This window comes from Streptomyces sp. NBC_00287 (genome assembly GCF_036173105.1).
Classification (GTDB): domain Bacteria; phylum Actinomycetota; class Actinomycetes; order Streptomycetales; family Streptomycetaceae; genus Streptomyces.
Genome location: NZ_CP108053.1, coordinates 887,487 through 912,712 on the forward strand (window position 1 = coordinate 887,487; position 25,226 = coordinate 912,712).

Annotated in this window: 21 protein-coding genes; 12 read left to right on the top strand and 9 right to left on the bottom strand. The window is 71.1% G+C overall.

The genetic code is table 11. The features are described 5' to 3' along the window. Positions 1-8: 8 nt before the first annotated feature. Positions 9-1,142, top strand: coding sequence for a methyltransferase (locus OHT76_RS04425; protein WP_328869404.1), 1,134 nt, complete (start codon positions 9-11; stop codon positions 1,140-1,142). Here the strand turns inward: OHT76_RS04425 and OHT76_RS04430 are convergent. Together OHT76_RS04430 and OHT76_RS04435 are read right to left on the bottom strand one after the other, a co-directional pair. After that, positions 1,132-1,986: a class II fructose-bisphosphate aldolase gene (locus tag OHT76_RS04430; protein ID WP_328869405.1), complete on the bottom strand. Its 855-nt coding sequence runs from the start codon at positions 1,984-1,986 to the stop codon at positions 1,132-1,134. The two genes, OHT76_RS04425 and OHT76_RS04430, sit on opposite strands and share 11 nt — an antisense overlap. Positions 1,987-2,096: 110 nt before the next feature. Continuing rightward, the gene (locus OHT76_RS04435) at positions 2,097-2,978 is read right to left on the bottom strand and encodes an SIS domain-containing protein (protein ID WP_328869406.1); all 882 of its coding nucleotides are present in this window, start codon (positions 2,976-2,978) and stop codon (positions 2,097-2,099) included. 127 nt (positions 2,979-3,105) lie between these two features. Here OHT76_RS04435 and OHT76_RS04440 point away from each other — a divergent pair, with 127 nt between their 5' ends. After that, a complete protein-coding gene (locus tag OHT76_RS04440; protein ID WP_328869407.1) occupies positions 3,106-3,885 on the top strand; it encodes a DeoR/GlpR family DNA-binding transcription regulator in 780 nt (259 codons plus the stop codon). A 77-nt stretch (positions 3,886-3,962) separates the two neighbouring features. Next, on the top strand, positions 3,963-5,801 hold the full coding sequence (locus tag OHT76_RS04445; RefSeq protein ID WP_328869408.1) for a glycoside hydrolase family 15 protein: 1,839 nt from the start codon (positions 3,963-3,965) through the stop codon (positions 5,799-5,801). 2 nt (positions 5,802-5,803) lie between these two features. Here the strand turns inward: OHT76_RS04445 and OHT76_RS04450 are convergent, their stop codons facing one another. After that, positions 5,804-6,754 (bottom strand): hypothetical protein, encoded by a 951-nt coding sequence (locus OHT76_RS04450; RefSeq protein WP_328869409.1) that lies wholly within the window; start codon positions 6,752-6,754, stop codon positions 5,804-5,806. Between the two features lie 169 nt (positions 6,755-6,923). On the opposite strand from OHT76_RS04450, the gene OHT76_RS04455 reads away from it, so the two are divergent. The 3 genes from OHT76_RS04455 (at position 6,924) to OHT76_RS04465 (ending at position 10,592) form a co-directional block, all read left to right on the top strand. Continuing rightward, positions 6,924-7,145 (top strand): heavy-metal-associated domain-containing protein, encoded by a 222-nt coding sequence (locus tag OHT76_RS04455; protein WP_328869410.1) that lies wholly within the window; start codon positions 6,924-6,926, stop codon positions 7,143-7,145. Between the two features lie 29 nt (positions 7,146-7,174). Next, positions 7,175-9,400 carry a heavy metal translocating P-type ATPase gene (locus OHT76_RS04460; RefSeq protein WP_328869411.1) on the top strand — a complete coding sequence of 742 codons (2,226 nt, stop codon included), beginning with the start codon at positions 7,175-7,177 and terminating at the stop codon, positions 9,398-9,400. A gap of 139 nt (positions 9,401-9,539) precedes the next feature. Further along, complete coding sequence (locus OHT76_RS04465; protein ID WP_328869412.1) at positions 9,540-10,592, top strand: glycerophosphodiester phosphodiesterase family protein; 1,053 nt, start codon at positions 9,540-9,542, stop codon at positions 10,590-10,592. A 114-nt stretch (positions 10,593-10,706) separates the two neighbouring features. Here the strand turns inward: OHT76_RS04465 and OHT76_RS04470 are convergent, their stop codons facing one another. The 3 genes from OHT76_RS04470 to OHT76_RS04480 are packed head-to-tail and all read right to left on the bottom strand — an operon-like array spanning position 10,707 to position 13,476. Then, positions 10,707-11,459, bottom strand: coding sequence for a cupin (locus OHT76_RS04470; RefSeq protein ID WP_328869413.1), 753 nt, complete (start codon positions 11,457-11,459; stop codon positions 10,707-10,709). Then, the gene (locus OHT76_RS04475) at positions 11,453-12,364 is read right to left on the bottom strand and encodes a PmoA family protein (protein ID WP_328869414.1); all 912 of its coding nucleotides are present in this window, start codon (positions 12,362-12,364) and stop codon (positions 11,453-11,455) included. Before OHT76_RS04475 ends, OHT76_RS04470 begins: the two co-directional genes overlap by 7 nt. Beyond that, positions 12,361-13,476, bottom strand: a complete 1,116-nt coding sequence (locus OHT76_RS04480; protein WP_328876451.1) for a Gfo/Idh/MocA family protein — start codon at positions 13,474-13,476, stop codon at positions 12,361-12,363. The genes OHT76_RS04475 and OHT76_RS04480 overlap by 4 nt, the downstream gene beginning before the upstream one ends. Positions 13,477-13,784: 308 nt before the next feature. On the opposite strand from OHT76_RS04480, the gene OHT76_RS04485 reads away from it, so the two are divergent. From OHT76_RS04485 to OHT76_RS04495, 3 genes are read left to right on the top strand one after another with little or no spacing between them, the layout of a single operon-like run. Beyond that, positions 13,785-13,994 (top strand): hypothetical protein, encoded by a 210-nt coding sequence (locus OHT76_RS04485; RefSeq protein ID WP_328869415.1) that lies wholly within the window; start codon positions 13,785-13,787, stop codon positions 13,992-13,994. Beyond that, positions 13,972-14,547 (top strand): RNA polymerase sigma factor, encoded by a 576-nt coding sequence (locus OHT76_RS04490; protein ID WP_328869416.1) that lies wholly within the window; start codon positions 13,972-13,974, stop codon positions 14,545-14,547. Before OHT76_RS04485 ends, OHT76_RS04490 begins: the two co-directional genes overlap by 23 nt. After that, positions 14,544-15,539, top strand: coding sequence for a hypothetical protein (locus OHT76_RS04495; protein WP_328869417.1), 996 nt, complete (start codon positions 14,544-14,546; stop codon positions 15,537-15,539). Before OHT76_RS04490 ends, OHT76_RS04495 begins: the two co-directional genes overlap by 4 nt. Positions 15,540-15,542: 3 nt before the next feature. On the opposite strand, the gene OHT76_RS04500 is transcribed toward OHT76_RS04495, so the two are convergent. Both OHT76_RS04500 and OHT76_RS04505 read right to left on the bottom strand, forming a co-directional pair. Next, positions 15,543-16,772 (bottom strand): DegT/DnrJ/EryC1/StrS family aminotransferase, encoded by a 1,230-nt coding sequence (locus OHT76_RS04500; RefSeq protein WP_328869418.1) that lies wholly within the window; start codon positions 16,770-16,772, stop codon positions 15,543-15,545. A 299-nt stretch (positions 16,773-17,071) separates the two neighbouring features. Further along, positions 17,072-18,193, bottom strand: coding sequence for a GNAT family N-acetyltransferase (locus OHT76_RS04505; RefSeq protein ID WP_328869419.1), 1,122 nt, complete (start codon positions 18,191-18,193; stop codon positions 17,072-17,074). Positions 18,194-18,452: 259 nt separating this feature from the next. Here OHT76_RS04505 and OHT76_RS04510 point away from each other — a divergent pair, with 259 nt between their 5' ends. Next, the gene (locus OHT76_RS04510) at positions 18,453-20,672 is read left to right on the top strand and encodes a WD40/YVTN/BNR-like repeat-containing protein (RefSeq protein ID WP_328869420.1); all 2,220 of its coding nucleotides are present in this window, start codon (positions 18,453-18,455) and stop codon (positions 20,670-20,672) included. Here the strand turns inward: OHT76_RS04510 and OHT76_RS04515 are convergent. Next, positions 20,651-22,744 carry a glycoside hydrolase family 36 protein gene (locus OHT76_RS04515; RefSeq protein ID WP_328869421.1) on the bottom strand — a complete coding sequence of 698 codons (2,094 nt, stop codon included), beginning with the start codon at positions 22,742-22,744 and terminating at the stop codon, positions 20,651-20,653. The genes OHT76_RS04510 and OHT76_RS04515 overlap by 22 nt on opposite strands. A 70-nt stretch (positions 22,745-22,814) precedes the next feature. Here OHT76_RS04515 and OHT76_RS04520 point away from each other — a divergent pair, with 70 nt between their 5' ends. Both OHT76_RS04520 and OHT76_RS04525 read left to right on the top strand, forming a co-directional pair. Continuing rightward, positions 22,815-23,846, top strand: coding sequence for a LacI family DNA-binding transcriptional regulator (locus tag OHT76_RS04520; RefSeq protein ID WP_328869422.1), 1,032 nt, complete (start codon positions 22,815-22,817; stop codon positions 23,844-23,846). Between the two features lie 55 nt (positions 23,847-23,901). Then, positions 23,902-25,224, top strand: a complete 1,323-nt coding sequence (locus tag OHT76_RS04525) for an ABC transporter substrate-binding protein (RefSeq protein ID WP_328869423.1) — start codon at positions 23,902-23,904, stop codon at positions 25,222-25,224. Positions 25,225-25,226: the final 2 nt, after the last annotated feature.

A 25,226-nucleotide genomic window follows, 5' to 3' on the forward strand; every position in this document is an offset into this window, starting at 1 on the left:
ACGACCGTATGACGACTCCCTGGGGCGAGCTCGCCCTGGCCCGCTTCCCCGAGGACCCGCGCAACCGGCTCCGTGCCTGGGACGCCTCCGACGAGTACCTCCTCCGGCATCTCGCGGACCAGGAGATCCCGCTGTCCGGCACGGTTGTGGTGGTCGGGGACCGCTGGGGCGCGCTGGTCACGGCGCTGGCGGGGCACCGGCCGACGCAGATCACCGACTCCCACCTCGCCCAGGAGGCGACCCGGGCGAACCTGGCGCGGGCCGGTGTGGAGCCCGGTGCCGTGCGGCTGCTCACCACGCAGGACCCGCCGCCCGAGCGGATCGATGTGCTGCTGGTGCGGATCCCGAAGAGCCTGGCCCTGCTGGAGGACCAGCTGCTGCGGCTGGCGCCCGCCGTGCATGCGGACACGGTCGTGGTCGGCACCGGGATGGTGAAGGAGATCCACACCTCGACGCTGAGGCTGTTCGAGCGGATAATCGGCCCGACCCGGACCTCCCTCGCCGAGAAGAAGGCACGGCTGATCTTCTGCACGCCCGATCCGGCGCTGGAGCGCGGCGCCAATCCCTGGCCGCACAGCTATGAGCTGCCCGACGGTATCGGGGCGGTCTCCGGCCGTACGGTCGTCAATCACGCGGGCGTCTTCTGCGCGGACCGGCTCGACATCGGCACCCGGTTCTTCCTGGCGCATCTGCCGGACAGCCGCGGCGGCCGACGGGTGGTGGACCTCGGCTGCGGCAACGGCGTGGTGGGTACGGCGGTGGCGCTGGCCGACCCCGAGGCCGAGGTGCTGTTCGTCGACGAGTCCTTCCAGGCGGTGGCGTCTGCGGAGGCGACGTACAAGGCGAACGGGGTGCCGGGGCACGCCGAGTTCCGGGTGGGCGACGGTCTTGCCGGGGTGCCGGCCGGCAGTGTCGACCTGGTGCTGAACAACCCGCCGTTCCACTCCCACCAGGCGACCACCGACGCCACGGCGTGGCGGATGTTCACCGGGGCGAAGCGCGCGCTGCGGCCGGGTGGCGAGCTGTGGGTGATCGGCAACCGGCATCTCGGGTACCACGTGAAGCTGAAGCGGCTGTTCGGGAACTGCCAACTGGTGTCCGGGGACCCGAAGTTCGTGGTGTTGAAGGCCGTCAAGCGCTAGTCACCGTGCGGATGATTCCGGCCACCGCCCGCACCATCGCCTCCCTTCCGACGCTCAGGTAGGTGCGCGAGTCGACCGCCTCGGGGTGCGCCGCGAGGTAGGTGCGGATGGCCCCGGTCATCGCGATGTTGAGGGCCGTGCCGATGTTGACCTTGGCGATGCCTCCGGCGACGGCCGTGGTGAGTTCGGCGTCCGGTACGCCGGAGGAGCCGTGCAGGACGAGGGGGACGTCCAGGGTGGCCGCGAGCCGTTTGAGGCGGTCGTGGTCGAGGGTGGCGGTACGGGTCGTCATCGCGTGGGCGCTGCCGATGGCGACAGCCAGGGCGTCCACTCCGGAGTCGGCGACGAATGCGCGGGCCTGGGCGGGGTCGGTGCGGGCGCCGGGGGCGTGGGCGTCGAGGGCGGGCTGTCCGTCCTTGCCGCCGATCTGGCCCAACTCGGCCTCGATCCAGAGCCCTTGGGCGTGCGCCCAGTCGGCGGCGGCCCGGGTCGCGGCGAGGTTCTGGGCGTAGGGCAGCCGGGCCGCGTCGTACATCACGGAGCTGAATCCGGCACCGGGTGCCTGGCGCAGCAGGTCGTCGCTCTGGACGTGGTCGAGGTGCAACGCGACGGGTACGGCGGCGCGTTCGGCGGCGGCGACGGCGGACCGGGCGAGCGGGAGCAGTCGGCCGTAACGGAACTTGACGGCATTCTCGCTGACTTGGAGGACGACGGGCGCCTGCGCGGACTCGGCGCCGGCGATGACGGCCTCGATGTGTTCGAGCGTGATGATGTTGAAGGCGGCGACGGCGGAGTGCTGTGCGGCGGCGCGGGTGACGAGCTCGCCGGTGGTGACGAGGGGCACGGCTGGTCCTTCCGTGGACGTCGGGGATGTCCGCGTGGTCGGGGATCGCTGCGACGTCCGGGATGTCGGCGGCGTCAGGGATGTCGGCGGCGTCAGGGATGTCGGCGGCGTCAGGGAGCGAGGATCACCGAGCGGGTGAGGTGGCGGGGTCGGTCCGGGTCGAGGCCGCGGGCCCGCGCGACGGCGACCGCCAGGCGCTGGGCGCGGATGAGTTCGGCGAGCGGGTCGAGGGTGCCCGCCACCCACGTGCCACCGGTGGCGCGGACCTGTTCCTCCAGGCCCTCGGGCGGTTCGCCCAGCATCCAGGTCGCGGTGCCGTGGGTGGTGATGCTGATGGGGCCGTGCCGGTACTCCATCGCCGGGTAGGACTCGGTCCACGCCTGCGCGGCCTCCCGCATCTTCAGCGCGGCCTCATGGGCGAGACCCACGGTCCAGCCGCGTCCGAGGAAGGTGAACTGCGTGCTGTCGACGAGGCCTTCGGGCAGCGGAGCGTCGAGTGCGGCGCGGGCGTCGGCGACGACTGTGTCGGTGTGCAGGCCCAGGTGGGCGCGGAGCAGGGTGAGCGCGGTGGTCGCGAACCGGGTCTGTACGACGGACCGTTCGTCGGCGTAGTCGAGGACGACGACGTCATCGGCGGCCGCCATGACAGGTGTCTCCGGGTCGGCGGTGATCGCGGTGGTGCGCGTACGGCCCCTCAACTCCCTCAGCAGTTCCAGCACTTCGGTCGTGGTGCCGGACCGGCTGAGGGCGACGACCCGGTCGTAGGCGCGCAGTCGCGGGAACTCGGACGCGGCGAAGGCGTCCGTCTCGCCCTGGCCCGCGCCCTCGCGCAGGGCGGCCGCCGACTGCGCCATGAAGTACGAGGTGCCGCAGCCGACGATCGCGACTCGCTCCCCCGGTGCCGGCAGCGCACCGCCGTGCGCCGCCGCCTGTGTCGCGGCCCGTGCCCAGCACTCGGGCTGGCCGGCCAGCTCCTCTTCGACGTGGGTCATGCCCACCCCTCCCCTGGTTTGATTTGATTTTTCTTGCAAGATATAGCGAGTTTTCGAGCAGAATCAAGCATTCACGCGAAGTGGGGGTGCGCTAGGGTCGCCGGGAGATCGAGGAACGGAGGTGCGGATGTCGCGCGACGCCCGCTGGAAGTCACTGCTGGAACTGCTCGTCGAGCGCGGCCGTCTGGACGTCGAGGAGGCCGCCGCCGAGCTGGCGGTCTCGGCCGCCACGATCCGGCGCGACTTCGACCAGCTGGCCGAGCAGCAGATGCTGGTGCGCACCCGGGGCGGCGCGGTCGTCCACGGGGTCTCCTACGAGCTGCCCCTGCGCTACAAGACCGCCCGGCACGCCTCGGAGAAGGAGCGCATCGCCAAGGCGGTGGCCGCACTGGTCGCACCCGGCGAGGCGGTGGGCCTGACCGGCGGCACGACGACGACCGAGGTGGCCCGCGCGCTGGCCGTGCGCGGCGATCTGGCCTCCGGTTCGCCCGCGCTGACCGTGGTCACCAATGCGCTGAACATCGCCAACGAGCTTGCCGTACGCCCCCAGTTCAAGATTGTCGTGACCGGCGGGGTCGCGCGCCCGCAGTCGTACGAACTCATCGGGCCGCTCGCGGACGGGGTGCTCGGGCAGATCACCCTGGATGTGGCGGTGCTCGGTGTCGTCGCCTTCGATGTGGCGCACGGGGCGGCGGCCAACGACGAGGCGGAGGCCGCGATCAACCGGCTGCTGTGCGAGCGTGCGGGGCGGGTGATCGTCGCTGCCGACTCCAGCAAGCTGGGGCGGCGGGCGTTCGCCCGGATCTGTGCGGCGGACGCGGTGGACACGCTGGTCACCGACACGGCCGCCGGTCCCGACACGGTCCGGCGGTTCACGGAGGCGGGCATCGAGGTGGTCACGGTCTGACGCCGTTGCGGGCCACACGGTGCCCCCTTTCCGCCTAGGCTGGTGCCGTGGCGGTGTCGGGGGCCAGGGAGGCTGCGATGAGCGGAACAGGACCGAGCGACCAGGACGCCCCAGGGGCTTCGCGCTATTTGCCGATCGCCGAGCACGGTCTGATCGGCGATCTGCGCAGCGTGGCCCTGGTGGGGACCGACGGCACGATCGACTGGTACTGCTGCCCGGCGTTCGACGCGCCGAGCGTGTTCGCCGCGATCCTCGACTCCGAGCGCGGCGGGGCCTTCGAACTGGCGGCGGCTGTACCGGCCCGGACCAAGCAGTTCTACTTCCCGGACACCAACGTCCTGATCACCCGGTTCTTCACCGAGGACGGCGTCGGCGAGGTGCAGGACTTCATGCCGGTCGACGGCGACTCGGTGGAGACGGAGCGCCATCGGCTGATCCGGCGTGTGCTGTGTGTCCGCGGCTCCATCCCGTTCCGCACCCGCGTGGCCCCGCGTTTCGACTACGGCGCCCAGCCGCACTCCGTCCGGATGGCCGGGGACGTGGCGGTGTTCGAGTCGGCCAAGCTGTCGCTCGGGCTGACCGCGACGGTGCCCCTGGAGGTCGACGGCCTGGATGTGCGGGCCGAATTCAAGCTCGCCGAGGGCGAGTCGGCGGTGTTCGCGCTGGACCAGGTCGGCGGCGAGGTGACACCGCGCCGGTGCGCCCGTACCGAGGCGGAGGAGCAGTTCAGCACCACGGTCGCGTACTGGCGGCACTGGCTGTCCGCGTCCAAGTACCGGGGCCGCTGGCGGGAGATGGTGCACCGCTCGGCGCTCACCCTCAAGCTCCTCACCTACGCGCCGACCGGCGCGATCGTCGCCGCGCCGACGACGAGCCTGCCCGAGCAGCTCGGCGGCGAACGCAACTGGGACTACCGGTATGTGTGGGTGCGCGACGCGGCCTTCTGTGTGTACGCGCTGCTGCGTCTTGGCTTCACCGGCGAGGCCGAGGCGTTCATGAACTTCGTGACCCGGCACGTCAGTCCGGGCGACGGCAAACCCTCGGGACCGTTGCAGATCATGTACGGCATCGACGGCCGCACCGACCTGGCCGAGCGCGAACTCGACCATCTGGAGGGCCACCAGGGCTCCGCGCCGGTCCGTATCGGCAACGCCGCCGCCGAACAGCTCCAACTCGACATCTACGGCGCCCTGATCGACTCGATCTACCTCTACGACAAGTGGGCCAAGCCCATCTCCAGCGACCAGTGGGACGATGTGTGCGCGCTGGTGGACTGGGTGTGCGACCACTGGGACCAGCCGGACGAGGGCATCTGGGAGACCCGGGGCGGCCGTAAGAACTTCCTTTATTCGCGCCTGATGTGCTGGGTGGCGATCGAGCGGGCGATCCGCATGGCCAACCGGCGTGGCCTGCCCGCCGACATCGTCCGCTGGCGCAACTGCCGGGACACCATCTACCGGCGCATCATGAGCAAGGGCTGGTCGGAGTCGCGTCAGGCGTTCGTGCAGCACGAGGACGACGACGTGCTGGACGCGGCCGTACTGATGATGCCGCTGACGAAGTTCATCGCGCCGACGGACCCGAAGTGGCTGTCCACCCTGGACGCGCTGACCCAGGATCTGGTGTCCGACTCCCTGGTCTACCGCTACGACCCGATGGCCAGCCCCGACGGACTGCGCGGCGACGAGGGCACGTTCTCCATCTGCTCCTTCTGGTACGTCGAGGCCATGGTCCACGCCGGCCGCGTCGACGAGGCCCGCCTGGCCTTCGAGAAGATGCTCACCTACGCCAACCATCTGGGCCTGTACGCCGAGGAGATCAGCCACACCGGTGAGCAACAGGGCAATTTCCCGCAGGCGTTCACCCATCTCGCACTGATCAGCGCCGCTTTCAATCTCGACCGGGCGCTGGGCTGACATCAGTGGCCGTGCGCGGGTGCCTCCTCGTGCGGGGCGGCCTCCTCCGACGCCGCGGCCGCTCCGGTGCGGACCGTGAACGCCGCGGTGCGGACCTCCCCGTCGTGCTTGAAGTCCAGGAAGAGGCGGTAGGTGCCGCTGCTCGGCGCGGTGGCGGTGAAGGAGACTCCGGGGCCGGGCTTCGTCTTGCCGTCGCCGGGTTCGCCGTTCGGGTGGACGTGCAGGTAGGCGAGGTCGCCGGAGCGCAGGGCGACCAGGTGGCCGTAGGCGCCGAGGTAGGGCTGGAGGTCGGTGACGGGCTTGCCGTCGCGTGAGACGTTCAGCTTCAGCTCGCTCGCCGCGCCGAGGCGCAGGGCGCCGTCCAGGCGGACCTCGTAGCCGTCGACCTCGGCCGTGGCCTTCGGGGCCGGGAGGTTCTGGGGCTCGTACGAGCCGGAGGCGGCGAGGTCGGCGCCGAGGGTCAGGTTCTCAGCGCCCTTCTTCCCGGGGGTGAAGTCGGCGAAGACCCGGTAGCCGCCCGCGCGGGGCAGGTCGACGGGGGTGCTCCAGGTGCCGTCGGCGGCGCGGGTCGGGTGCAGATGGCGGTAGGTGACGAGGTCGCGTGAGGCCACGATGAGGTGGAGTTCCTTGTCGTGCTCGCGCTGGTAGGCGGTCACCGCGCGGCCACTGTCGTCCCGTATGACAAAGCGCAGGTCAGCACGGTCGCGGGCGGCGACGGTCGGGGTCTTCAGATCGAGGGTGTAACCGCCCTCGGAGATCTGCAGGCCGCCGGCTGCCGCCTCTTTCTGCCCGCCGTCTCCCGCCGGGCTCGGTGACGCCTCACTGTGGCTCTCGTGCCGTGCGGGCGCGGGATCCTCCCCGACGGGTCCGACGCCCTTGCCCACGCCGTAGGCGGTGCCGAAGGTGGCGGCCAGGCCGGCGGCGAACGCGGTGATCTTCAATCCTGCATGCATGACGAGCTCCTCGGTCTCAGGTCTCTATGCCACCTCACGATACCCCTGGGGGGTATGAAGTCAACCTGGGATCCCGCTTGCTTTCGATACCCCCCATGGGTATACATGGAGTCGTCGGCGGGGGTACCCCCACCCGGTATATCGGCCAGATCCTATCCAGGAGGCACCCATGTCCACCCAGACGATCACCACGTACGCCGTCTCCGGCATGACCTGCGGCCACTGCAAGGCCACCGTCACCAAGGCCATCGGCGAACTGGACGGCGTGACCGGCGTCGAGGTCGACCTGGAGAAGGGACAGGTCACCGTCAGCAGCAGCACCGAGCCGGACGACACGCGCGTCGCCGAGGCCGTCGACGAGGCCGGTTACGAGCTCACCGGCCGCGCCTGATCCCGCCCGCCCCACACGAGGAGCAGTCAATGACCACCACGACCGACACAGAACTCACCATCGGCGGCATGACCTGCGCCTCGTGCGCGGCGCGCATCGAGAAGAAGCTCAACCGCATGGACGGCGTCACCGCAACCGTCAACTACGCCACCGAAAAGGCGAAGGTCACTTACGGCGGTGACGTCTCCGTCGACGATCTGATCGCGACCGTCGAGGCCACCGGGTACACCGCCCAACCGCCCACGCCCGAACCGGAAAAGGCTCCCGAGCACGACGAACTCCGGCCGCTTCGGGAGCGGTTGGTCACCGCCGTCGTCCTGGCCGTCCCCGTCATCGCGATGGCCATGATCCCCGCCCTCCAGTTCGAGTACTGGCAGTGGCTGTCCCTCACCCTCGCGGCGCCCGTCGTGACGTACGCCGCCTGGCCGTTCCACAAGGCCGCGTTCACCAACGCGCGGCACGGCGCGGCCACCATGGACACCCTGATCTCGGTCGGCACCTCGGCCGCATTCCTGTGGTCGCTGTGGGCGCTGTTCTTCGGCACCGCGGGCCAGCCGGGCATGACGCACCCCTTCGAGCTGACCATCTCCCGCAGTGACGGCTCCGGGAACATCTATCTGGAGGCGGCGGCCGGGGTCACCGCCTTCATCCTGGCCGGGCGGTACTTCGAGGCCCGCTCCAAGCGGAAGGCGGGCGCCGCGCTGAAGGCGCTGCTGGAGCTGGGCGCGAAGGATGTCACCGTGCTGCGTGACGGACGTGAACAGAGCGTCGCGGTCGGCGAGTTGAAGGTCGGCGACCGGTTCGTCGTACGGCCGGGCGAGAAGATCGCCACCGACGGCGTGGTCGTCGAGGGCTCGTCCGCCGTCGACGCCTCGATGCTCACCGGCGAGTCGGTGCCGGTCGAGGTCGGCGTGGGCGACGGTGTCACCGGTGCCACGATCAACGCGGGCGGACGCCTCGTCGTCGAGGCCACCCGAGTCGGCGCCGACACCCAACTGGCCCGGATGGCCAAGCTGGTGGAGGACGCGCAGAACGGCAAGGCGGCGGCACAGCGGCTCGCCGACCGGATCTCCGCCGTCTTCGTCCCGATCGTGATCGCCCTGTCCCTGGGCACCCTCGGCTTCTGGCTCGGCAGCGGCTCCGGCGTGGCCGCCGCCTTCACCGCCGCGGTCGCCGTACTGATCATCGCCTGCCCCTGCGCCCTGGGCCTCGCCACACCCACCGCGCTGATGGTCGGCACCGGGCGCGGCGCCCAGCTCGGCATCCTGATCAAGGGACCTGAGGTACTGGAGTCCACCCGCAAGGTCGACACCGTCGTCCTCGACAAGACCGGCACCGTCACCACCGGCCGGATGACCCTGCTCGCCGTGCACACCGCCGACAACACGGACGAGGCCGAAGTCCTGCGGCTGGCGGGCGCGTTGGAGCACTCCTCCGAGCACCCGATCGCCCGAGCCGTCGCGGACGGCGCCCTGGAGAAGCTGGGTTCACTGCCCGTGCCGGAGGACTTCGCGAACGTGCCGGGGCTCGGTGTGCAGGGCATCGTCGATGGCCACGCGGTCCTGGTGGGCCGGGAGCGGCTCCTCGAGGAGTGGGCCATGGAACTGCCGGCTCAGCTGGCGCGGGCCAAGTCCGAGGCCGAGGCGGGCGGTCGTACCGCCATCGCCGTGGCATGGGACGGGGAGGCACGGGCGGTCCTGGAGGTCGCAGACGCCGTGAAGGAGACCAGCGCGGAGGCGATAACCCGGCTGCGGGCGCTCGGTCTGACGCCGATGCTGCTCACCGGGGACAACCGGGCCGTCGCCGAGTCGGTCGCACGGCAGGTGGGTATCGCGCCCGAGCACGTCATCGCGGAGGTGCTGCCGCAGGACAAGGTGGACGTCGTCAAGCGGCTGCAGGGCGAGGGCCGTTCGGTGGCGATGGTCGGCGACGGCGTCAACGACGCGGCCGCCCTGGCCCAGGCCGACCTCGGTCTGGCGATGGGCACCGGCACGGACGCGGCGATCGAGGCCGGCGACCTGACCCTGGTCCGCGGTGATCTGCGGGCCGCGGCGGACGCCATCCGGCTGGCCCGCCGGACGCTGGGCACCATCCGCTCCAACCTGTTCTGGGCCTTCGCCTACAACGTCGCTGCCCTGCCGCTCGCCGCGGCCGGACTGCTCTACCCGATGCTCGCCGGAGCGGCCATGGCCTTCTCCTCGGTCTTCGTGGTCGGCAACTCGCTGCGGCTGCGGTCCTTCCGGGCCACTGCCTGACGACGGGAGCCTGCGCCCTCCGCCCCACCGGGCGGAGGGCGCTTCAGCGTTCGCCCAGCATTCACTCCTGGGCTGTTGAGCGCTTCTGCCGTAGAAATAGCGTCGTCTGGTCGTCCGAACCCACACGATCGAGGTTGCGATGTCCTCAAGACATGTCCTCGCCGGCCTGGCGCTGGTGCCGCTGCTCCTCTCCCCGGTGGCGGCTCACGCCACGACGTACGATGCGCAGAAGACGCGGTTCGACCTCCAGGCCCACCGCGGCGGACTCGGTATGACGACCGAGTCCTCGCTGGAGGGCTTCGCCAAGGCCCTGCGCCTCGGTGTGTCCACGCTGGAGCTGGACACCCAGATCACCAAGGACGAGAAGGTCGTCGTCACCCACGACCGGCAGGTCAGCGCCACCAAGTGCCGGGACACCGCGCCCCTCGTGCCGGGCGACCCGATGTATCCGTACGTCGGCAAGTACATCAAGGACCTGACGCTGGCCCAGATCAGGACCATGAACTGCGGCTACCAGCAACTGCCGGGACACCCCGAGCAGGAGCAGATCGACGGGCTGCGGATGATCGAGCTGAAGGACGTCCTGAACCTGGTCAAGCGCTCCAAGGCCCGGCAGGTCACCCTCAACGTCGAGACGAAGGTCGAGGCGGGCGCCCCCGAACAGACCGCGCCCCGCGAGCTGTTCGTGCGCCGGGTGTACGAGGAGATCCACCGCTCCGGCATCGAGCGCCAGGTCACCATCCAGTCCTTCGACTGGGGCGCGCTCAAGGCCATGCACAAGCTCGCGCCCAAGTGGCCGCTGGTGGCGCTCACCAACTACGACTTCCTCCAGGTCGGCAAGCCCGGTGCCTCCCCCTGGCTGGGCGGGATCGACGCCGACGACTACGACGGCGACTTCGTGAAGGCCGCCGACTCGCTCCCCGGCGTCACCACCCTCTCCCCCAACTACGGCTTCCCGCAGAGCGGCAAGGTCGGCGACCCCGGCTTCCGCTTCTACGCCGACGCGGCGATGGTCGAGGCGGCACACGCCCGGGGCCTGAAGGTCGTCCCCTGGACCTGCGACGACCCGGCGACCGTGGAGGCGCTGATGGACGCCGGTGTCGACGGCATCATCACCAACTACCCCAACCGGGTACGGGAGATCATGGCCGAGCGTGGGATGCGCCTGCCGAAGGCCTATCAGCCGCGCTGACCCGTAACCCCACCGCCGTGAACAGCACCAGCGCGCTGCCGCCCGGGTCCCGTACGGCCTCCCGGGCGGCCTCGCGCACGGCCGCCCACTTACTCACGGCCCCCCAGGTGCCGGTTACTCCCCCTGGTACGGCAGCGTCGTCCCCGGCAGCGCGTACTCGTCCCGTCTGCCGCACATCCCGAAGCCGCCGAGCCGGGTCGGCGCCGCCTCGTGCGCGGTCGCCTCGCCCAGGTACGCCGGTTCCCCCTCGGCCAGCGCGTCGAGTTGGGCGCCGGTGCGTTCCGCCGTGGCCAGGGCCCCTGCCCGCCACAGCTCGCGCCAGGTCGGCACCTTGTCGCGCACCAGTCGGGCGGCGGCGCGCTGGAACTCCAGGTACGGGCCGTTGTCGCCGGCGACGAGGGCCTCGCGCAGGACGAGGTAGCCCTCGACGGCGAGGTCCCTGCGGCGCCGGGCGGCCTCGGCCGTGTCGACTCCCGTACCGGGCGGGAGCGTTGCGGCCGCCGCGTACTTCTCGGGGTCTGCGAGCACCGCAGGCGGGAAGGTGAACACCGCGTCCCCGGCCTCGGGCAGGCCGCTGTTCTGCATCAGCACGGTGATGCGCAGGTCCCCGCCCTGGACCATGCGGTGCACGGTGCCCGGCGTGAACCAGGCCACCGAGCCGGCCTCCAGCGGGATGTCCCGGTAGCCGTCGGGGCTCAGGGTCTGGACGGCGCCCCGGCCGCCGGTGACGACGTACGCCTCGGTGCACACCAGATGCAGATGCGGGCTGCCGCCGCAGACCCCGTCGGCGGCCTCCCAGTCGTAGGCGCTGAGGTGGGACAGGCCGACGGCGCCGGGCAGCGGATGGGGCAGTTCGGGTTTCACCACGGCAGGCCCTCCAGATGCGCGGCCACGCGCTCGGAGTCCCAGGCCCCGTCGGCGATCACCACCCGGTAGCGGTAGCCGAAGGACTCGCCCGGCGGCAACTCGAACTCCTCGAAGAACGCCCAGGAGAACGCGACCGTGGGAAACGGCTCGGAGCGCACGAACCAGTGGGACTCGTGGATCGCGTCGAGGTTCTCCGGCGCGTGCGCGAAGACGATCGTGGAGTGCGCGTCGACATCGTCGTGCTCGGTGCTGAAGGCGAGCCAGGGGCCCTGGGAGCCCATCAGCTTCTCGGAGTCGGTGCCGGGCGCGAAGACCGTGCCGCCGGTGAAGTCACGCGGTCCGCGCCACTGGAGTCCGGTGTAGCCGGCCATCTCGCGGCCCGCCGTGGTCGGGGAGCCGAAGGCGAGGGGCTCGGCTCGGGTGTTGGTGAGCTTGATCGACCAGTCGAGGGCCCAGGCCCCCACCTCCTCGTCCACGGAGTGGACGCTGAGCCCGCGCTCTTCCCGCGCCCACTCCTGGCCGTCGTTCGCGACCCAGGTGAGGTCCTCCGCGACAGTCAGGCGGTCCTCCTCGACCGCGAACACCGGGAAGCCGTCGTGCCGCATCGAGCCGACCCGCTCCGGCAGCCGCAGATAGCCCTCCCCGTGGACATAGCAGTTGCCGCCCCAGAAGTTCTGCCCGGACAGATGGCTCGCGGTCATCTGCAGGCCCTTGTGCCAGCGGTGGTCGCTGGGCCGGTATCCGGTGACCGTGTTCCCGGCGAGGGTGCGCAGCGGGTGGGCGTACGGCTTGCGGGACTCGAAGGCGTCGGGGTCGGGGCGGTAGACGTAGCGGAGGATCTCCGTGCCGTTCGCCGCTGCGACCGCGATGTGCTCGCCGTACGCGTGGCTGACTCGGATGCTCATGCTCGCTCCTTGGGGGCCCAGTCGGGATCTTCTCCGTGCATCGCCGCGTAGAAAGGATCACCCGGCTCGATCTCGCCGGAGCGGACCGGCAGGCCGGTGAAGGCCGACTTGTACAGGGCGGCGGCGAATTCGAGCGTGGCCCGGGCGTCGGGGCCGCTGCCGGGGGGCCGTACGTCCGCGTCGTACGCGTCGAGCAGGCCGCCGAGCTGGGCGGTGTGGGAGCTGGGGACGTCGGCGGCCGGGGTGCGCCAGGCGTCGGCGCGGTCGGCGGTGACATGCGGGGCCGGGGTGTAGACCCAGTCCTCGTTGCGGTGCCCGTACAGGTGGGTGAGCTCGACCGTCGCGTCCGAGCAGTCGACGCGGATGCGGCTCACCTCGTGCGGGGACAGCACGCTGTTGACGACGGTGGCGAGGGTGCCGTTGGCGAAGCGGACGAGGGCGGTGGAGACGTCCTCGCTCTCCGTGTCGTGGACCAGCCGTGCCGCCATGGCCCGCACCTCGTCCCACTCGCCGAGCAGATGCAGCAGCAGGTCGTACTGGTGGATGCCGTGGCCCATGGTCGGACCGCCGCCCTCGCTGGCCCAGCGGCCGCGCCAGGGCACCGCGTAGTACTCGGCGTCCCGGTGCCAGGTGGTCTGGCAGTGCGCGACCAGCGGGGTCCCCAGCTCGCCCTTGGCGATCAGCTCACGGGCGTGCACGGCCCCGGAGCCGTAGCGGTGCTGGAAGATCACGGAGGCGTAGGCACCGTGGGCCTTCTCGGCCGCCGCGATCTCGTCGTACTCGGCGAGGGACAGGGTGAGCGGCTTCTCGCACAGCACCCAGGCCCCCGCCTCGAGCGCGGCCACCGTCTGCTCCCGGTGCAGGGAGGGCGGGGTGCCGATGAGGACCAGGTCGGGGCGTTCGGCGTCCAGCATGGCGGCCATCGAGGTGTACCCGGTGACCGTGCCGCCCGCGAGCTCCTGGAAGGCCTCGAGTCTGGCCGGGTCCACGTCGACGGCGGCGACCAGTTCCGTCCGGTCGGCGTGGGCGGTGAGCGCGGGCAGATGGCTGCCGCTGACGATGGCACCGGTGCCCACGACGGCGACGCGGCGGCGGACGGGGTCCCCGGAAATCACGGACATGCGGCGCTCCTCGAACGGCCGACGGACATGCCAACAGAAAGCGCTTGCTCCCGAAGGGAGACCTTAGGCGCCGACGCATTGTCCGGACAACCCCTCGCAGGGACATCGACGAGGCTTTTTCCCAGGCCATCGGACTCGTCGATCACCTCGTCGACCAGCACGTGGTGCCACCCCTGTCCCCCCGGAACCACGGCCGTGACCAGGCAGATGTCACAACTCCCGGAAGAATCAGCACTGTTGTGGTGCGTGCGAGGCGCGGGGTGTACCCGAGCAAGCCATCCGGAAGGGGAATGTGCGGAATGGATCCTGTGATCGTCGGAGCGGTGGTGACCGTGGCCGTCAGCGTCGTCAACGGCCTGGTGAAGGTCGCCCAGCGGCGTCTGAACGCCGAGGTCGAGATAGCGCGCATCACCGAGACCGGACAGACCGACCGGATCCGCTGCACCGCGCGACCAGTACCGGCCCACCGGGACGGGGGTGGGCGCCATGGAGGACGCGCTCAGTACTGAGGTCGGCCTTGCCGACGACGTCGAGACCACCTCGGCGCCCTTACCGGGCATCGAACTCGCCGAGGCGCTGCACCACGAGCAGTACCCGGCGCTGGTTCGCTTCCTGCTGCTGCACGGCGCGTCCTGGGCGGAGGCGCAGGACGCCGCTCAGGACGCGTTCACCCAGATGTGCGCGCCCGGTCTGTCCTTGACCCACCCGCGCGCGTGGCTGCGCACCGTGGCCTGGCGGTCCTGGGTGAGCCAGCAGGTCAAACCCGAGGACGCCTGTGCGGAGATGCCCGAGCCCCGGGCCTCGCTCCGCTGGCAGACGCCGGCCCACGCGGCCGAGCTCGGAGAGGAGGAGCGCCGGGTGATCTCCCTGCTGCTGGAGCTTCCCGCCAAGCAACGCGCGGCCATGGCCTGGCACCTGGACGGCTTCACCACCGAGGAGAGCGCCCGCGCGATGGGCACCACGCAGGCGGCCGTACGTCAGAACCTGGCCCGCGCCAGAGCGGCACTCAGGCAGGGCCTGCGTCTGGAAGGCCGTTTCGACGAGGAGAGGAGGGCGACATGACGGACCATGATCCGCGTACCCCCGGGTCCGAGGGCTGCTGCGACACCATGCTCGACGCGCTGCTGGCCAGGGCCCATGAGCGGCTGGGCACCGCCGTGACCGACCGTATCGCCGCGCAGGGCGGGACTCCCGAGCTGCGCCCACCGGACCTCGCTCTGGACCGCCTCCTGGCGGCCACCCACCGCTCCCTGGGAACCGCCGTGACCCGCCGCCGCTCCCGGGAGGCCCGCGCCGCGCTGGGCCGGCGCAACGCGGCGCTCGAAGCGCGGCTGGAGGAACGGGGCCCGCTCTCCAACCGGCCCTCGCAGGTGCGGGTCAAGTACCGTCAGGAGGCCCTGCGGCTCGCCCACCGCTACTGGCCGGCCGATCAGGCCGAGGGCATGCGGGCCGCCGTACGCCTCGTGCAGCACCTCAGTGACCTCTTGGAGGACACCACGCAGCCGGTCGCCCACGCGGGCGTGGTGGTGAGACAGCTCAGTGGGCGGCTGCGCGAGCTGACCCGACTGCCCGAGCCGAAGCGGCCCCCGGTCACGCTGACGGGACTCGACTACCTCACGGCGGTCGAGTCGGCCCTCGCCGAGCCCGCCGAGCGGCTGCTGCACGACCTGCGCCGCATCCGGCAACTGCTCGACGAGGAGCTGGAACCGGCGATCGCCGGCCTCGAAACCTCCTCTCCCGCCGGGTTGTTCGGCGTCGACACCGTCGCGCAGGACCTCATCGACGATCTGGCCCAGGGATGCGACCAGGCCGACGCCCTGGCCAGGGTCGTCGCCGAAGTCGAGCGGGCGAGCAGCGACTTCGTGGGGGCGGACCTCAGCGGCGCCAAGCTCGACGGCGTGCTCCTGGAGGGGATCCTGTGGGACGACACGACCGTCTGGCCGGAGAACTGGGAGACCCTCATCCGTCGTGCCTCACTGCCGTCCGGTGCGGAACAGGGCGTGCTCATCGTCGCCGCCGAACCGTCGGACACCGCCGTCCACGCCCAAGCATGAGCTCTACTGCCCCAAGGGCGCCGGCGGTGTGGCGTCCTTGACGGCCGCGGGGAACGAGGGGCGCGCCGCCGCCACCCGCTCCCGGGTGAGGGCACCGGTCATCCGGCGGGCCAGGAGTGGGTCGGCGGGCAGGACATGGGAGGCGAACCAGCGGGCCGCGGAGGGGTCGGGGGACGGTTCGACGAACTCGGCGCCCGCGTAGTCGTCGAGCGGTGGGTCGTAGACGTATCCGCAGACCATGCCGTGGTCCACGAGGCGTTCCAGGAGGGTGTCGCGGTCCTGGACCAGGAGTGGGACCCGGAACAGCGGGAGGGGTCCGTCGTGGACCGCCCGTTCGCGCAGGGCGGCGGACGCCCAGGCGGTGCCCGTCAGCAGCGCGACTCCGGCCCGGCGGCGGGTGAGGTCGTCGTCGAGGCGGGACATGCGCAGGTTCAGCTGGCCACGGACCAGGGCGCCGTGGCGGACCCGGAAGCCGTGCAGGTCGACGCGGACCCAGGGCTCGTAGGCGGTGAGGCTGGGCGCCGAGCGGGCGGAGGCGGTCAGGCGCGGCGCGTGCAGGGCCATCCGGAACTCGTCGCGTTCCAGCAGGCCGAGGCGCTGCATCGTGCGCCATACCGGGCGTACGAGGTGCAGGGTGCGGACGGTGGAGCGGGCCAGGGGGCGCAGGGTGACATTCAGGTCGTCGCGCAGGCGGCGCGGGGTGAGGAGGTCGTCGCGCAGCAGCTCCAGCTCGCGCCGGGTGCGCGCGTCCTCGACGGCGAGGAATCCCCCGGCCGTCGCGGCCACATGCTTGGAGAGGCTGAACGCGGCCGCGGTCCCGAAGGTCCCGACCGGCTGCCCGTCCACATGGGTGCCGATGGCGTGGGCCGCGTCCTCGATGAGCGGAATGCCCAACTGCTCGCAGCGCCGGCGCAGTTCCAGGACGCGGTCGGGGATGCCGTAGAGGTTGGTGGTCAGGACGGCGTCGATGTTGCGCCAGGTGGACTCCGGTACGGCGGCCGGGTCGATGTTGCCGTCCCACACGGAGACGGGGGCCTGCACCGGGCGGCAGCCGGCGGCCAGGACCACGAAGAGGATCACGTCGTCGTTCACCGGCGACATCAGCACCCGGGCACCGGGCCTGCACCAGCGCCGCAGCGCCAGATAAAGGGCCAGCCGCGCCGAGGGCGTGTAGACGCATTCGCGTCCGAGCCGCCGCGTCATCGTCGCGGCGAGCCGCGATCCGTACGGCATCGTCACTTCTTCCGTCGAGGGTGGGACGGAGCGTCGTCCGTCGGGGGGCGGGACGTGTGGAGCGGGACGGAACGTCTTCCGTCGCGGGTGGGACGGATGCGGCGCGGCGGCTGGTCGGTGTCGCGCCGGTCGGAGCCGGAAGGATTACGGCAGCCGGTCGGAGCCGGGAGGCTTACGCACGGCGGGCATGTCGTCGCGAGGACGGACCGGAGGCCTCGCGGCCGGCCCTGGTGCGGGCGGACCGGAGTCCTCGTGGCCGGCCCCCCGGTGCAGACGTGAAGGGGAACGGAACGGTCCGCTCAGTGCGTACGCGCCCCGAGACCACCGGACCGCAGCGCGCCCACCGTCCTCAGCAACCGGTCCGCGGGTTCCCGCAGGCCGGGGTGGGCGAGGACCGTGTTCCGCAAGCCGCGCACGGGTCTGCGCCACATCCGGTGTGCCGCCGCCACGGGGTGGGGCCGGGTCGCGAAGCCCTCGCCCACCCGCAGCTCACGCGTCTTGAGCCAGTCCTTGTACTCCTTGTCGCCCCGCCCGAGGTCGATCAGCCGCACCCCGTGCCGGGCCGCCCCCTCCGCGGTGCGCAGATGCATCATCAGCCCGGGCGAGTAGTAGTGGAACTCCGGGTCGTAGGCAGTGAACCAGGCCGCGAGGACGGTGCGCGACCTCGGCCCGAAGTGCGCGGCCACGGGACGGTCACCGGCGTAGAGCACGGACAGCACCCCGGTGAAGTGCTCCTCGCGCAGCCGGAACAGATGGTCCACCAGGTCCACGATCCACGGCCGGGCGAACCGGTCCATGCGGCCGGTCCTGCGGTACTGGGCGGACTTCCACTCCATGAGCCGCCGTAAGATCTTCGGGTCCCGCTCGTCGAAGACGAACCGCACCTCACCGATGTCGCGCCCCAGCCGGCGTTCCTTCTTCAGCGTCGTCTTGGCCTGGCCCGGGTAGGTGGCCCGCAGCCACTGCGCGTAGTCGCCGTCGCCCGGCTCCAGGTCGATCACCGGCGAGGCGAACATACCGGTGACGTACCGGCCGAACGGCTTCTGTTCCTCGACGAGATGGTCGAACTCGAAGCTGGCGAGACCGCAGCCGCGCAGCAGTTCCTCGGTGTCCCAGATGATCCCGGGCCGGTGCACGAGGGCCTGGCGGTCGGAGAGTCCGAGTCCGATGGCCCGGCCGACGCCGAGGATATTGCGTTCGTACGGCAGGAAGCCCACGGGCTCGCCGTGTTCGTGCAGGACGCCGATCTCCACCCCGCCCCGGTGTGCGCCGACCCCGACGGCGAACTCCGGTGCCAGGAACGGGTTGGCGTACTCGGGCGACTCGTCCATCGCACGGTGCCAGGCCGCCCTCAGCGGCTCGTTCAGTTCGTCGGGTCTGTGGACGGTGATGTGCGTGTCTGTGCTGCTCATGGATCGCATGGGCGACCGCTCCCCCCAAGTTCCCCCCTGCGACGCGCGGTGCGCGTCACGCCCCTTCAGTGCCGCCCTGAGCGACCGAGATCGGAACAGTTCGGCAAGGATCAAACGTGGCGAAACCGCACGCAGACTGTCAAGACCGTCGCTCGTAAAGGAACGGCATGTTTCGGATGTTCCGCTTCCGGCGGCGCCCTTCTGCTCAACTCACCTCTCCCGTACCGTCGTTGCCGATTGACGCGGGCATGACTACGAAGGGGTTCTCATGGGCAGAGGTCTGCTGTCGCTGATGCTTGCCGCGGTCACCGGAGCCGCCCTGCTCGCGGCACCGGCGTCCGCGGCACCACCGCCCCCGCCGACCGATGTGTACCGGCCGGTCCGGGGTCCGGCCGCACCGGCGGAGTACCGCTACCTCCAGAAGACCCTGCCCGGCGAGTCGATACCCCGGCACGCCCATGACCTCGCGGCGGCCGAGGCCCGCGAACTGCCCACCGTGGGCGGGCGCTGGAAGAGCGTAGGCCCGACCAACATCGGCGGCCGGATCGTCTCCCTCGCCCTCGACCCCAAACGCGCGGACACCCTGTACGCGGCGGCCGCGAGCGGCGGCCTGTGGCGCAGCACCGACGCCGGGCAGACCTTCCACTCGGTGTGGCCGGACAGTTGGACGCAGGCCATGGGCGCGGTGGCGACCGCCCCGGACGGCACCCTGTACGTCGGCACCGGCGAGCCCAACCCGGGCGGCGGCAGCATCACTTACGAGGGCACGGGCCTGTACCGCAGCAAGGACGGCGGCCGCAGCTGGCAGCCGCTCGGCCTGCGCGACTCCGGCGCGATCAGCGCCATCACCATCGACCCGGCGAACCCGCGCCGCATCTACGTCGCCGCGGCCGGCTCGCTCTACAACGGCGGCGGCGACCGGGGCGTCTACCGCACCGAGGACGGCGGCGCGACCTGGGAGCGGATCCTCGCGGGCGCGAACGAGTTCACCGGCGCCACCGAGATCATCAAGGACGGCGACCGCCTCTACGCCGTGCTGTGGGACCACCGCCGCCGCCCCGACCTTCGGACCTACGGCGGTGTCGGCTCGGGCGTCTTCCGCAGTGACGACGACGGCGCGACCTGGCAGCGGCTCGGCGGCGGACTGCCCGCCCAGGGCCCGGACGTGGGCCGCATCGGCCTCGCCGTGGCCGGGGACCGCCTCTATGCCATCGTCAACAAGGCGAGCGGCCCCTTCGAGGGCTTCTACGCCTCCTCCGACGGCGGCGACAACTGGACGCGCACACCGGACAACGCCGCCCTCACGGCCTCTCAGTCCAGCTTCGGCTGGTGGTTCGGCAAGGTGTGGATCGACCCCAGGAACACCGAGCACGCGCATGTGGCCGGTGTCGCCCTGCTCACCACGAAGGACGGTGGTGGCACCTGGACGGCGGACGACACCAGCATCCACGTCGACCACCACGCCATGGTGTGGGACCCGCGCCACCCGGGCCGCGTCTACCTCGGCAACGACGGCGGCGTCTACCGCTCCGACTCCGACGGCGACGGCGGCTGGGTCAAGGCCCGCCACGAGCCGTACACCCAGCTCTACAGCGCGGCCATCAGCCCCCAGGACGTCACCCGGATCTCCGGCGGCTCCCAGGACAACGGCTCACTGCGCTCCTGGGGCGGGGACGGCTTCAACGAGTACCTCGGCGGCGACGGCGAGGAGAACCTCATCGACCCGACCGACGTGAACAAGGTCATCGCCTGCTACCAGTACGGCAATTGCTTCCGCTCCACCGACGGCGGCGACACCCTCACGTACTTCGCGAACGGCACGACCTTCAAGCGCCGCAACTGGTTCACCCCGGTCGTCCACGACCCGCGCGACCCGAAGATCCTCTACTACGGCGCCGAGGTGCTCAACCGCTCCACGGACGGCGGCGAGACCTGGCACCCCATCAGCCCGGACCTGACAGGCGGCCCCGGCGCGGATCCGATCTACACCAACTTCGGGACCATCACGTCGATCGCGCCCGCCTCGGACGGACGCACGGTGTACGTCGCCACGGACGACGGCCGCGTCTGGGTCACCAAGGACCTCGGGGCGACCTGGACTAAGCTCGCGGAGGGACGGCCCTGGGTGACCCGGGTGGTCGTCGATCCGAAGAACCCCGACCGCGTCTGGACGACCCACTCCGCTTACCGCTCCGGCTCCCCGCTCCCCCACGTCTACGGCAGCACCGACGGCGGCGCCCACTGGCGCAACCTCTCGGGCAACCTCCCGGCGGCCCCCGTCAACGACCTCGTCGTGGCCCGGGGCGGCGTCCTGTACATCGGCACCGACCAGGGCGTGTTCGCGAGCTTCACGGGCGGCGGCCACTGGATGCGCCTTGGCCGGGGCATGCCCGCGGTGCCGGTGGACGACATCGAGTACGACGCGGGGCATCGGCGGCTGGTGGCGGCGACGTTCGGGCGGGGGTTCTACGAGCTGACGGTCAGCTGAATCAGCAGCACACCGGGCGCGTGCGGCACGGACACCCTGAGCCCCTCCCCGTCCCAGTCGGCCGAGCCGGCGTCGGGGCGGGAGGGGTGGAGGATGTCCGGCCGTACCGTCCGGCCCGCCAAGTGAGCTACAGGGAAACGGAGTTCGGCCGGACCGCCTCGACGCCAGACCGAGACGTAGGTAGTGCCCTCGGTGCGCAGACCTAGCGCCAGCCACTCGTCCGTCCAACCCGGCAGACCCAGCGGCCAGAAGGGCACCGATCGCGCCAGGTCCCCACGGATCGTCTTGTACGTCGTCACCGCGTCCCGGACGAGGGCGAGTTGAGCCTCCGTCATCCGATTCAGATGGCCGGAGAGATGAATACGCCCCAGCAGCGCCCCGCCGAGCGTGACGGCAATCAGGTCGTCGTCGAACTCGGCCTGCGGGTAGGCCCAGACGGCACCCTGTTCCGGCGGCACCGCCGTCGGCGCCGCGGCCGCGATCGGCGGGTAGCGCAGGGGGTCCTGCTGGTCGCTGGTGGACTGGAGTTGGATGACGGCGAGCGTGGCGCCGTCCATGCGCATCCCGCCCGAGGCGCAGTTCTCGATCACCAGCTCGGGGTGGCGATCCAGGACGCCGGTCAGCCAGTCGAGGTAGGCGCGGGCGTGGCCGAGGAGGCCGGCGCCGGGTGCCAGGTCGTCGGGGCCGCAGGTGCCGGGGTCGACGGCGATGTTGTAGTCCAGCTTGAGATAGCCCACGCCCCAGTCGCCGACCAGACGGTCCACCGTCTTGTCCAAGTGGGCGCGGGCCGCGGGGTGCCGCAAGTCCAGCTGGTGGCGGCCCTGTTCGACGAGGCGGACACCGTCACGCTGGAAGAAGGCCTCGGGCGGAAGCGCGTCCGCGACCGGGCTGCGCACGCCAACGACCTCCGGCTCCAGCCACAGCCCCGGCACCATGCCGCGCTGCCGGATCCGGTCCAGGACCACCCCGATACCGCCGTCCGGAAACCGGCGTGAGGACGGCAGCCACTCCCCGACGCTGTCCCACCAACCCTCGCTGTCGTCGTACCAGCCGGAGTCGATGCAGAAGTACTCCGCCCCGGCCTCGGCGGCGGCGTCGATCAGCGGCAACAGCTTCTCGGTCGTCGGGTCGCCCATCAGAGTGTTCATGTAGTCGTTGAAGACGACGGGCAGGCGCGTGTGGTCAGGGTGCGGGCGGCGGATCGCACGGCGGTACGCCGTGAGCGCGCCGAGCGCCTCGTCGAACCCGGAGCCGACCGCCAGCGCGGCGGGCACGGTGGTGAACTCCTCGCCGGGCGCGAGCCGGACCCGCCACTGGTGCTCCGCGTCCGTGGGGCCGTTCAGCGCCAGATGGGTGCCGTGCGCCCACTCCCCCAGGTCCCAGCGCCAGCCGGCCGGGGACTCGATCTGCCACAGCCAGGCCCGGCCACTGTCCCGGTCCGTGACCGCGCCCATCGCCAACTGGCCGTCGGTGGGCCAACTGCCGCGCCCAGTACAGACAAGCGCTGCCCGGCTGTCGTGCTGATGGACGTCGACATTGATGTCGGCGACGGTGGCGCGCAGGGGCTCGGTGTACCAACGGCACTCCGCTAGCCAGTCGTTGCGTGCCCGGTGGACGTCGAGGGTGTCGGCAGCCGGCAGTCCGCCCAGCAGCAGGCTGCTCACGGACTGCACGATCAGGGGGCCGGCGCCGTCGTTGCGGAGCCGGACGCGGGAGCGGAGTACGGGCACTCCGGCAGGGCAGGACAGTTCGGCGAACGCCGTCAACCCGGTTGCCGGGTCGTGGAGTTCGACGGTCAGCCCATCCCCGCCGGTCCGGTGTCCCCGGTAGCGAAGGCGCGCGCCGAGGGCCGTACCGGTGAAGCGCGGTCCGGACCAGCCGCTCCCGTGACCGAAGGCGGTGAGCTCGACGAGAGGGAGGGCGGCCTCCGGATCGACGGCACCGGTGTCCCCCAGCCGGACCGTCCGCAGTGTCCCGTCGGAGGCGACGGCGAACTCGGTCTCCAGGGCTGAATGACCCCAAGTGAACGTAGTTTGCGCGCCGTTGGGATCCGCGTCCGCCGTACCGGTCAAGGTGCTCCCCCTTGTGAATCCCTCGTTACGGTCTCTTGACGGCCCATATGTGACCGGTCACAATCCTGGCATGAATGTGACCGGTCACACAAGGCGCCCGGCGAGCATCCGGGACGTCGCGACCGCCGCCGGCGTCTCGTACCAGACCGTCTCCCGGGTCATCAACGGCCACCCCAGCGTCAAGCCGTCCACCCGGGATCGTGTGCTCGCGGCCATCGACGAGCTGGGGTTCCGCCGCAACGCCACCGCCCTGGCGCTCGCCAGCGGGCGCAGCCGGGCCGTGACCGTGCTCACCGCCAACACCACGCACTACGGCTACGCCTCCATCCTCCAGGGCATCGAGGAGGCCGCCCGCGCCGCGTCCTACGCGGTCGGGATCGGCGTACTCGAATCGGCGGAGGAAGCCGCGGTCGCCGCCGAGGTACAGCGCGCGGCGGACGCGGGCGGCGGGCTGATCGTGATCGCCTACGATCCGGCCGGCGTACGGGCGTTGGCCTCCGTCCCCGCCGAACTCCCGGTCGTCGGCGTCGTGGAGACCCCCGCGAGTCCGCCGAGCGAGGACCACCCCTGGGTCTGGACCGACGACCGCGAGGCCGCCTACCAGGTGACCCGGCATCTCCTCGCCCTCGGCCACGAGACCGTGCACTACGTCGCCATCCCCTCCAGCACCCGCCGCACCAGCGCACGGACCAGCGGCTGGCGGCAGGCACTCAGGGAGGCCGGAGCCCCCGAACCGCGCCCCCTCCAGGGGAGTTGGGGCCCGGCGGGCGGTCATACGGCGGGCCGCAAGCTCGCGAAGGACTCTGCCGTCACCGCGATCCTGTGCGGCAACGACGACCTCGCGCTCGGCGTGCTGCGCGCCCTGCACGAGGCCGGCCGCGCGGTCCCGGACGAGGTCAGCGTGGCCGGGTTCGACGACGCCCCGCACTCGGCGTATCTGACGCCGTCGCTGACGACCGTACGCCTGGACTTCACCGGCCTCGGACGGGCCGCGTTCGCCCTGCTGCACGGGGCGGTGGAGGAGTCCGCCCAGGTCGCGCCGCATCCCGTCTCCGTACCGGAGTTGGTGGTGCGGGAGAGCTCGGGGCCGCCGCCCGCGTGACCGTAGTGCAGTTGCGAGTCCCCCTTCCTGAACCACCTGCTCCGAAAGGCTCGTGATGAAGAGAAGAGCACTCCCCGCACTGGCGCTGATAGGCGCCCTCGCCCTGGCCGCCACCGCGTGCAGCGACCCCACGGCCTCGGAATCCGACTCCGACTCCAAGCAGTCGGCGGTCGACCCGACCGCCCGTCTCGACGGCGTGAAGCTGACCATGTGGACCGCGCAGAACACGGTCAACGCGCCGAAGCAGGTCATCGACGCCTTCGAGAAGGCCACCGGCGCCGAGGTGGAGACGCAGGCGATCCCGGACCTCTACGAGCAGAACGTGCCGACCAAACTGGCCTCCGGCGACCGTCCGGACCTGATGTTCTGGCAACCGTCCATCTCCACCTTGCCGTTCGTGCAGCCGCAGCAGAACCTCCTCACCCTCGACGGCGAGGAGTGGGTCGGGAAGCTCGGCGACACGGAGAAGTCGCTCGGCGTCATCGATGGCAAGCGCTACGCGGCGATCGTCACCAGCCCCGCCATGCTCGGCGTCTACTACAACAAGGACGTCTTCGAGCAGGCCGGACTCACCGAGACGGACTTCCCGAAGTCCTACGACGAGCTCCTCGCCTTCGGCGACAAGGTCGTCGACGAGACGGATGCCGCCGCCTTCTACGAGGCCGGCGGCGACAAGTGGCCGCTCCAGTGGCAGATGCAGGTCCAGCTCACCGACCTAGAAGCGCAGTGGTGGGACGGGCTGAACCAGAACAAGGAGAAGTGGACCGACCCGGTCGTGGTCGGCGCGGTCAAGAAATACAAGGAGAAGCTGCTCGACGCCGGGCTCGCCCAGAAGAACTACCGGACGGGCACGTTCACCGGTCAGGCCGACGCCCTGTGGAAGGGCGAGGCCGGCATGGTCCTCAACGTCACTTCCTTCCAGAGCCAGTTGCAGGCCAAGTACTCCACCGCCGAGATCGACGAGAAGATCGGCTGGTTCCCGATCGCCAACTCCTCGGCCACCGGCATGTACTCCCCCGACCAGACCAACGGGGTCGTCGCCTTCAAGACCGGTGACGAGAAGCGGCAGAACGCGGCCCGGCAGTTCTTGGCGTTCTGGCTCGGGCCCGACTACGCCGACTACATCAAAACGATGAAGATCCCGTCCGTGCAGCCGTCGGTGCCCACGCCAGAGGGGCTGCCGCAGACGTCCCAGGCCCAGGTGGCGGCGCTACCGAAGGCCATCGGGGTGTTCCAGGCCAAGGCGATCGTCGCACCGGACACCCATCTCTACCTCGCCGACATGATCTTCGGGAAGAAGAGTCCGCAGCAGGTCGCCCAGGCCATCCAGGACCAGTTCGCCCAGGTGGCCAAGGCGCAGGGCGCGTCCGGGTTCTAGCG

Coding starts and splice junctions, on each gene's coding strand:
- OHT76_RS04525 (WP_328869423.1), top strand. CDS start 23,902: ATGAAGAGAAGAGCACTCCCCGCACTGGCGCTGATAGGCGCCCTCGCC.
- OHT76_RS04435 (WP_328869406.1), bottom strand. CDS start 2,978: ATGACCCACGTCGAAGAGGAGCTGGCCGGCCAGCCCGAGTGCTGGGCA.
- OHT76_RS04460 (WP_328869411.1), top strand. CDS start 7,175: ATGACCACCACGACCGACACAGAACTCACCATCGGCGGCATGACCTGC.
- OHT76_RS04465 (WP_328869412.1), top strand. CDS start 9,540: ATGTCCTCAAGACATGTCCTCGCCGGCCTGGCGCTGGTGCCGCTGCTC.
- OHT76_RS04445 (WP_328869408.1), top strand. CDS start 3,963: ATGAGCGGAACAGGACCGAGCGACCAGGACGCCCCAGGGGCTTCGCGC.
- OHT76_RS04440 (WP_328869407.1), top strand. CDS start 3,106: ATGTCGCGCGACGCCCGCTGGAAGTCACTGCTGGAACTGCTCGTCGAG.
- OHT76_RS04505 (WP_328869419.1), bottom strand. CDS start 18,193: ATGCGATCCATGAGCAGCACAGACACGCACATCACCGTCCACAGACCC.
- OHT76_RS04520 (WP_328869422.1), top strand. CDS start 22,815: ATGAATGTGACCGGTCACACAAGGCGCCCGGCGAGCATCCGGGACGTC.
- OHT76_RS04510 (WP_328869420.1), top strand. CDS start 18,453: ATGGGCAGAGGTCTGCTGTCGCTGATGCTTGCCGCGGTCACCGGAGCC.
- OHT76_RS04490 (WP_328869416.1), top strand. CDS start 13,972: ATGGAGGACGCGCTCAGTACTGAGGTCGGCCTTGCCGACGACGTCGAG.
- OHT76_RS04475 (WP_328869414.1), bottom strand. CDS start 12,364: ATGAGCATCCGAGTCAGCCACGCGTACGGCGAGCACATCGCGGTCGCA.
- OHT76_RS04425 (WP_328869404.1), top strand. CDS start 9: ATGACGACTCCCTGGGGCGAGCTCGCCCTGGCCCGCTTCCCCGAGGAC.
- OHT76_RS04500 (WP_328869418.1), bottom strand. CDS start 16,772: ATGCCGTACGGATCGCGGCTCGCCGCGACGATGACGCGGCGGCTCGGA.
- OHT76_RS04495 (WP_328869417.1), top strand. CDS start 14,544: ATGACGGACCATGATCCGCGTACCCCCGGGTCCGAGGGCTGCTGCGAC.
- OHT76_RS04450 (WP_328869409.1), bottom strand. CDS start 6,754: ATGCATGCAGGATTGAAGATCACCGCGTTCGCCGCCGGCCTGGCCGCC.
- OHT76_RS04455 (WP_328869410.1), top strand. CDS start 6,924: ATGTCCACCCAGACGATCACCACGTACGCCGTCTCCGGCATGACCTGC.
- OHT76_RS04485 (WP_328869415.1), top strand. CDS start 13,785: ATGGATCCTGTGATCGTCGGAGCGGTGGTGACCGTGGCCGTCAGCGTC.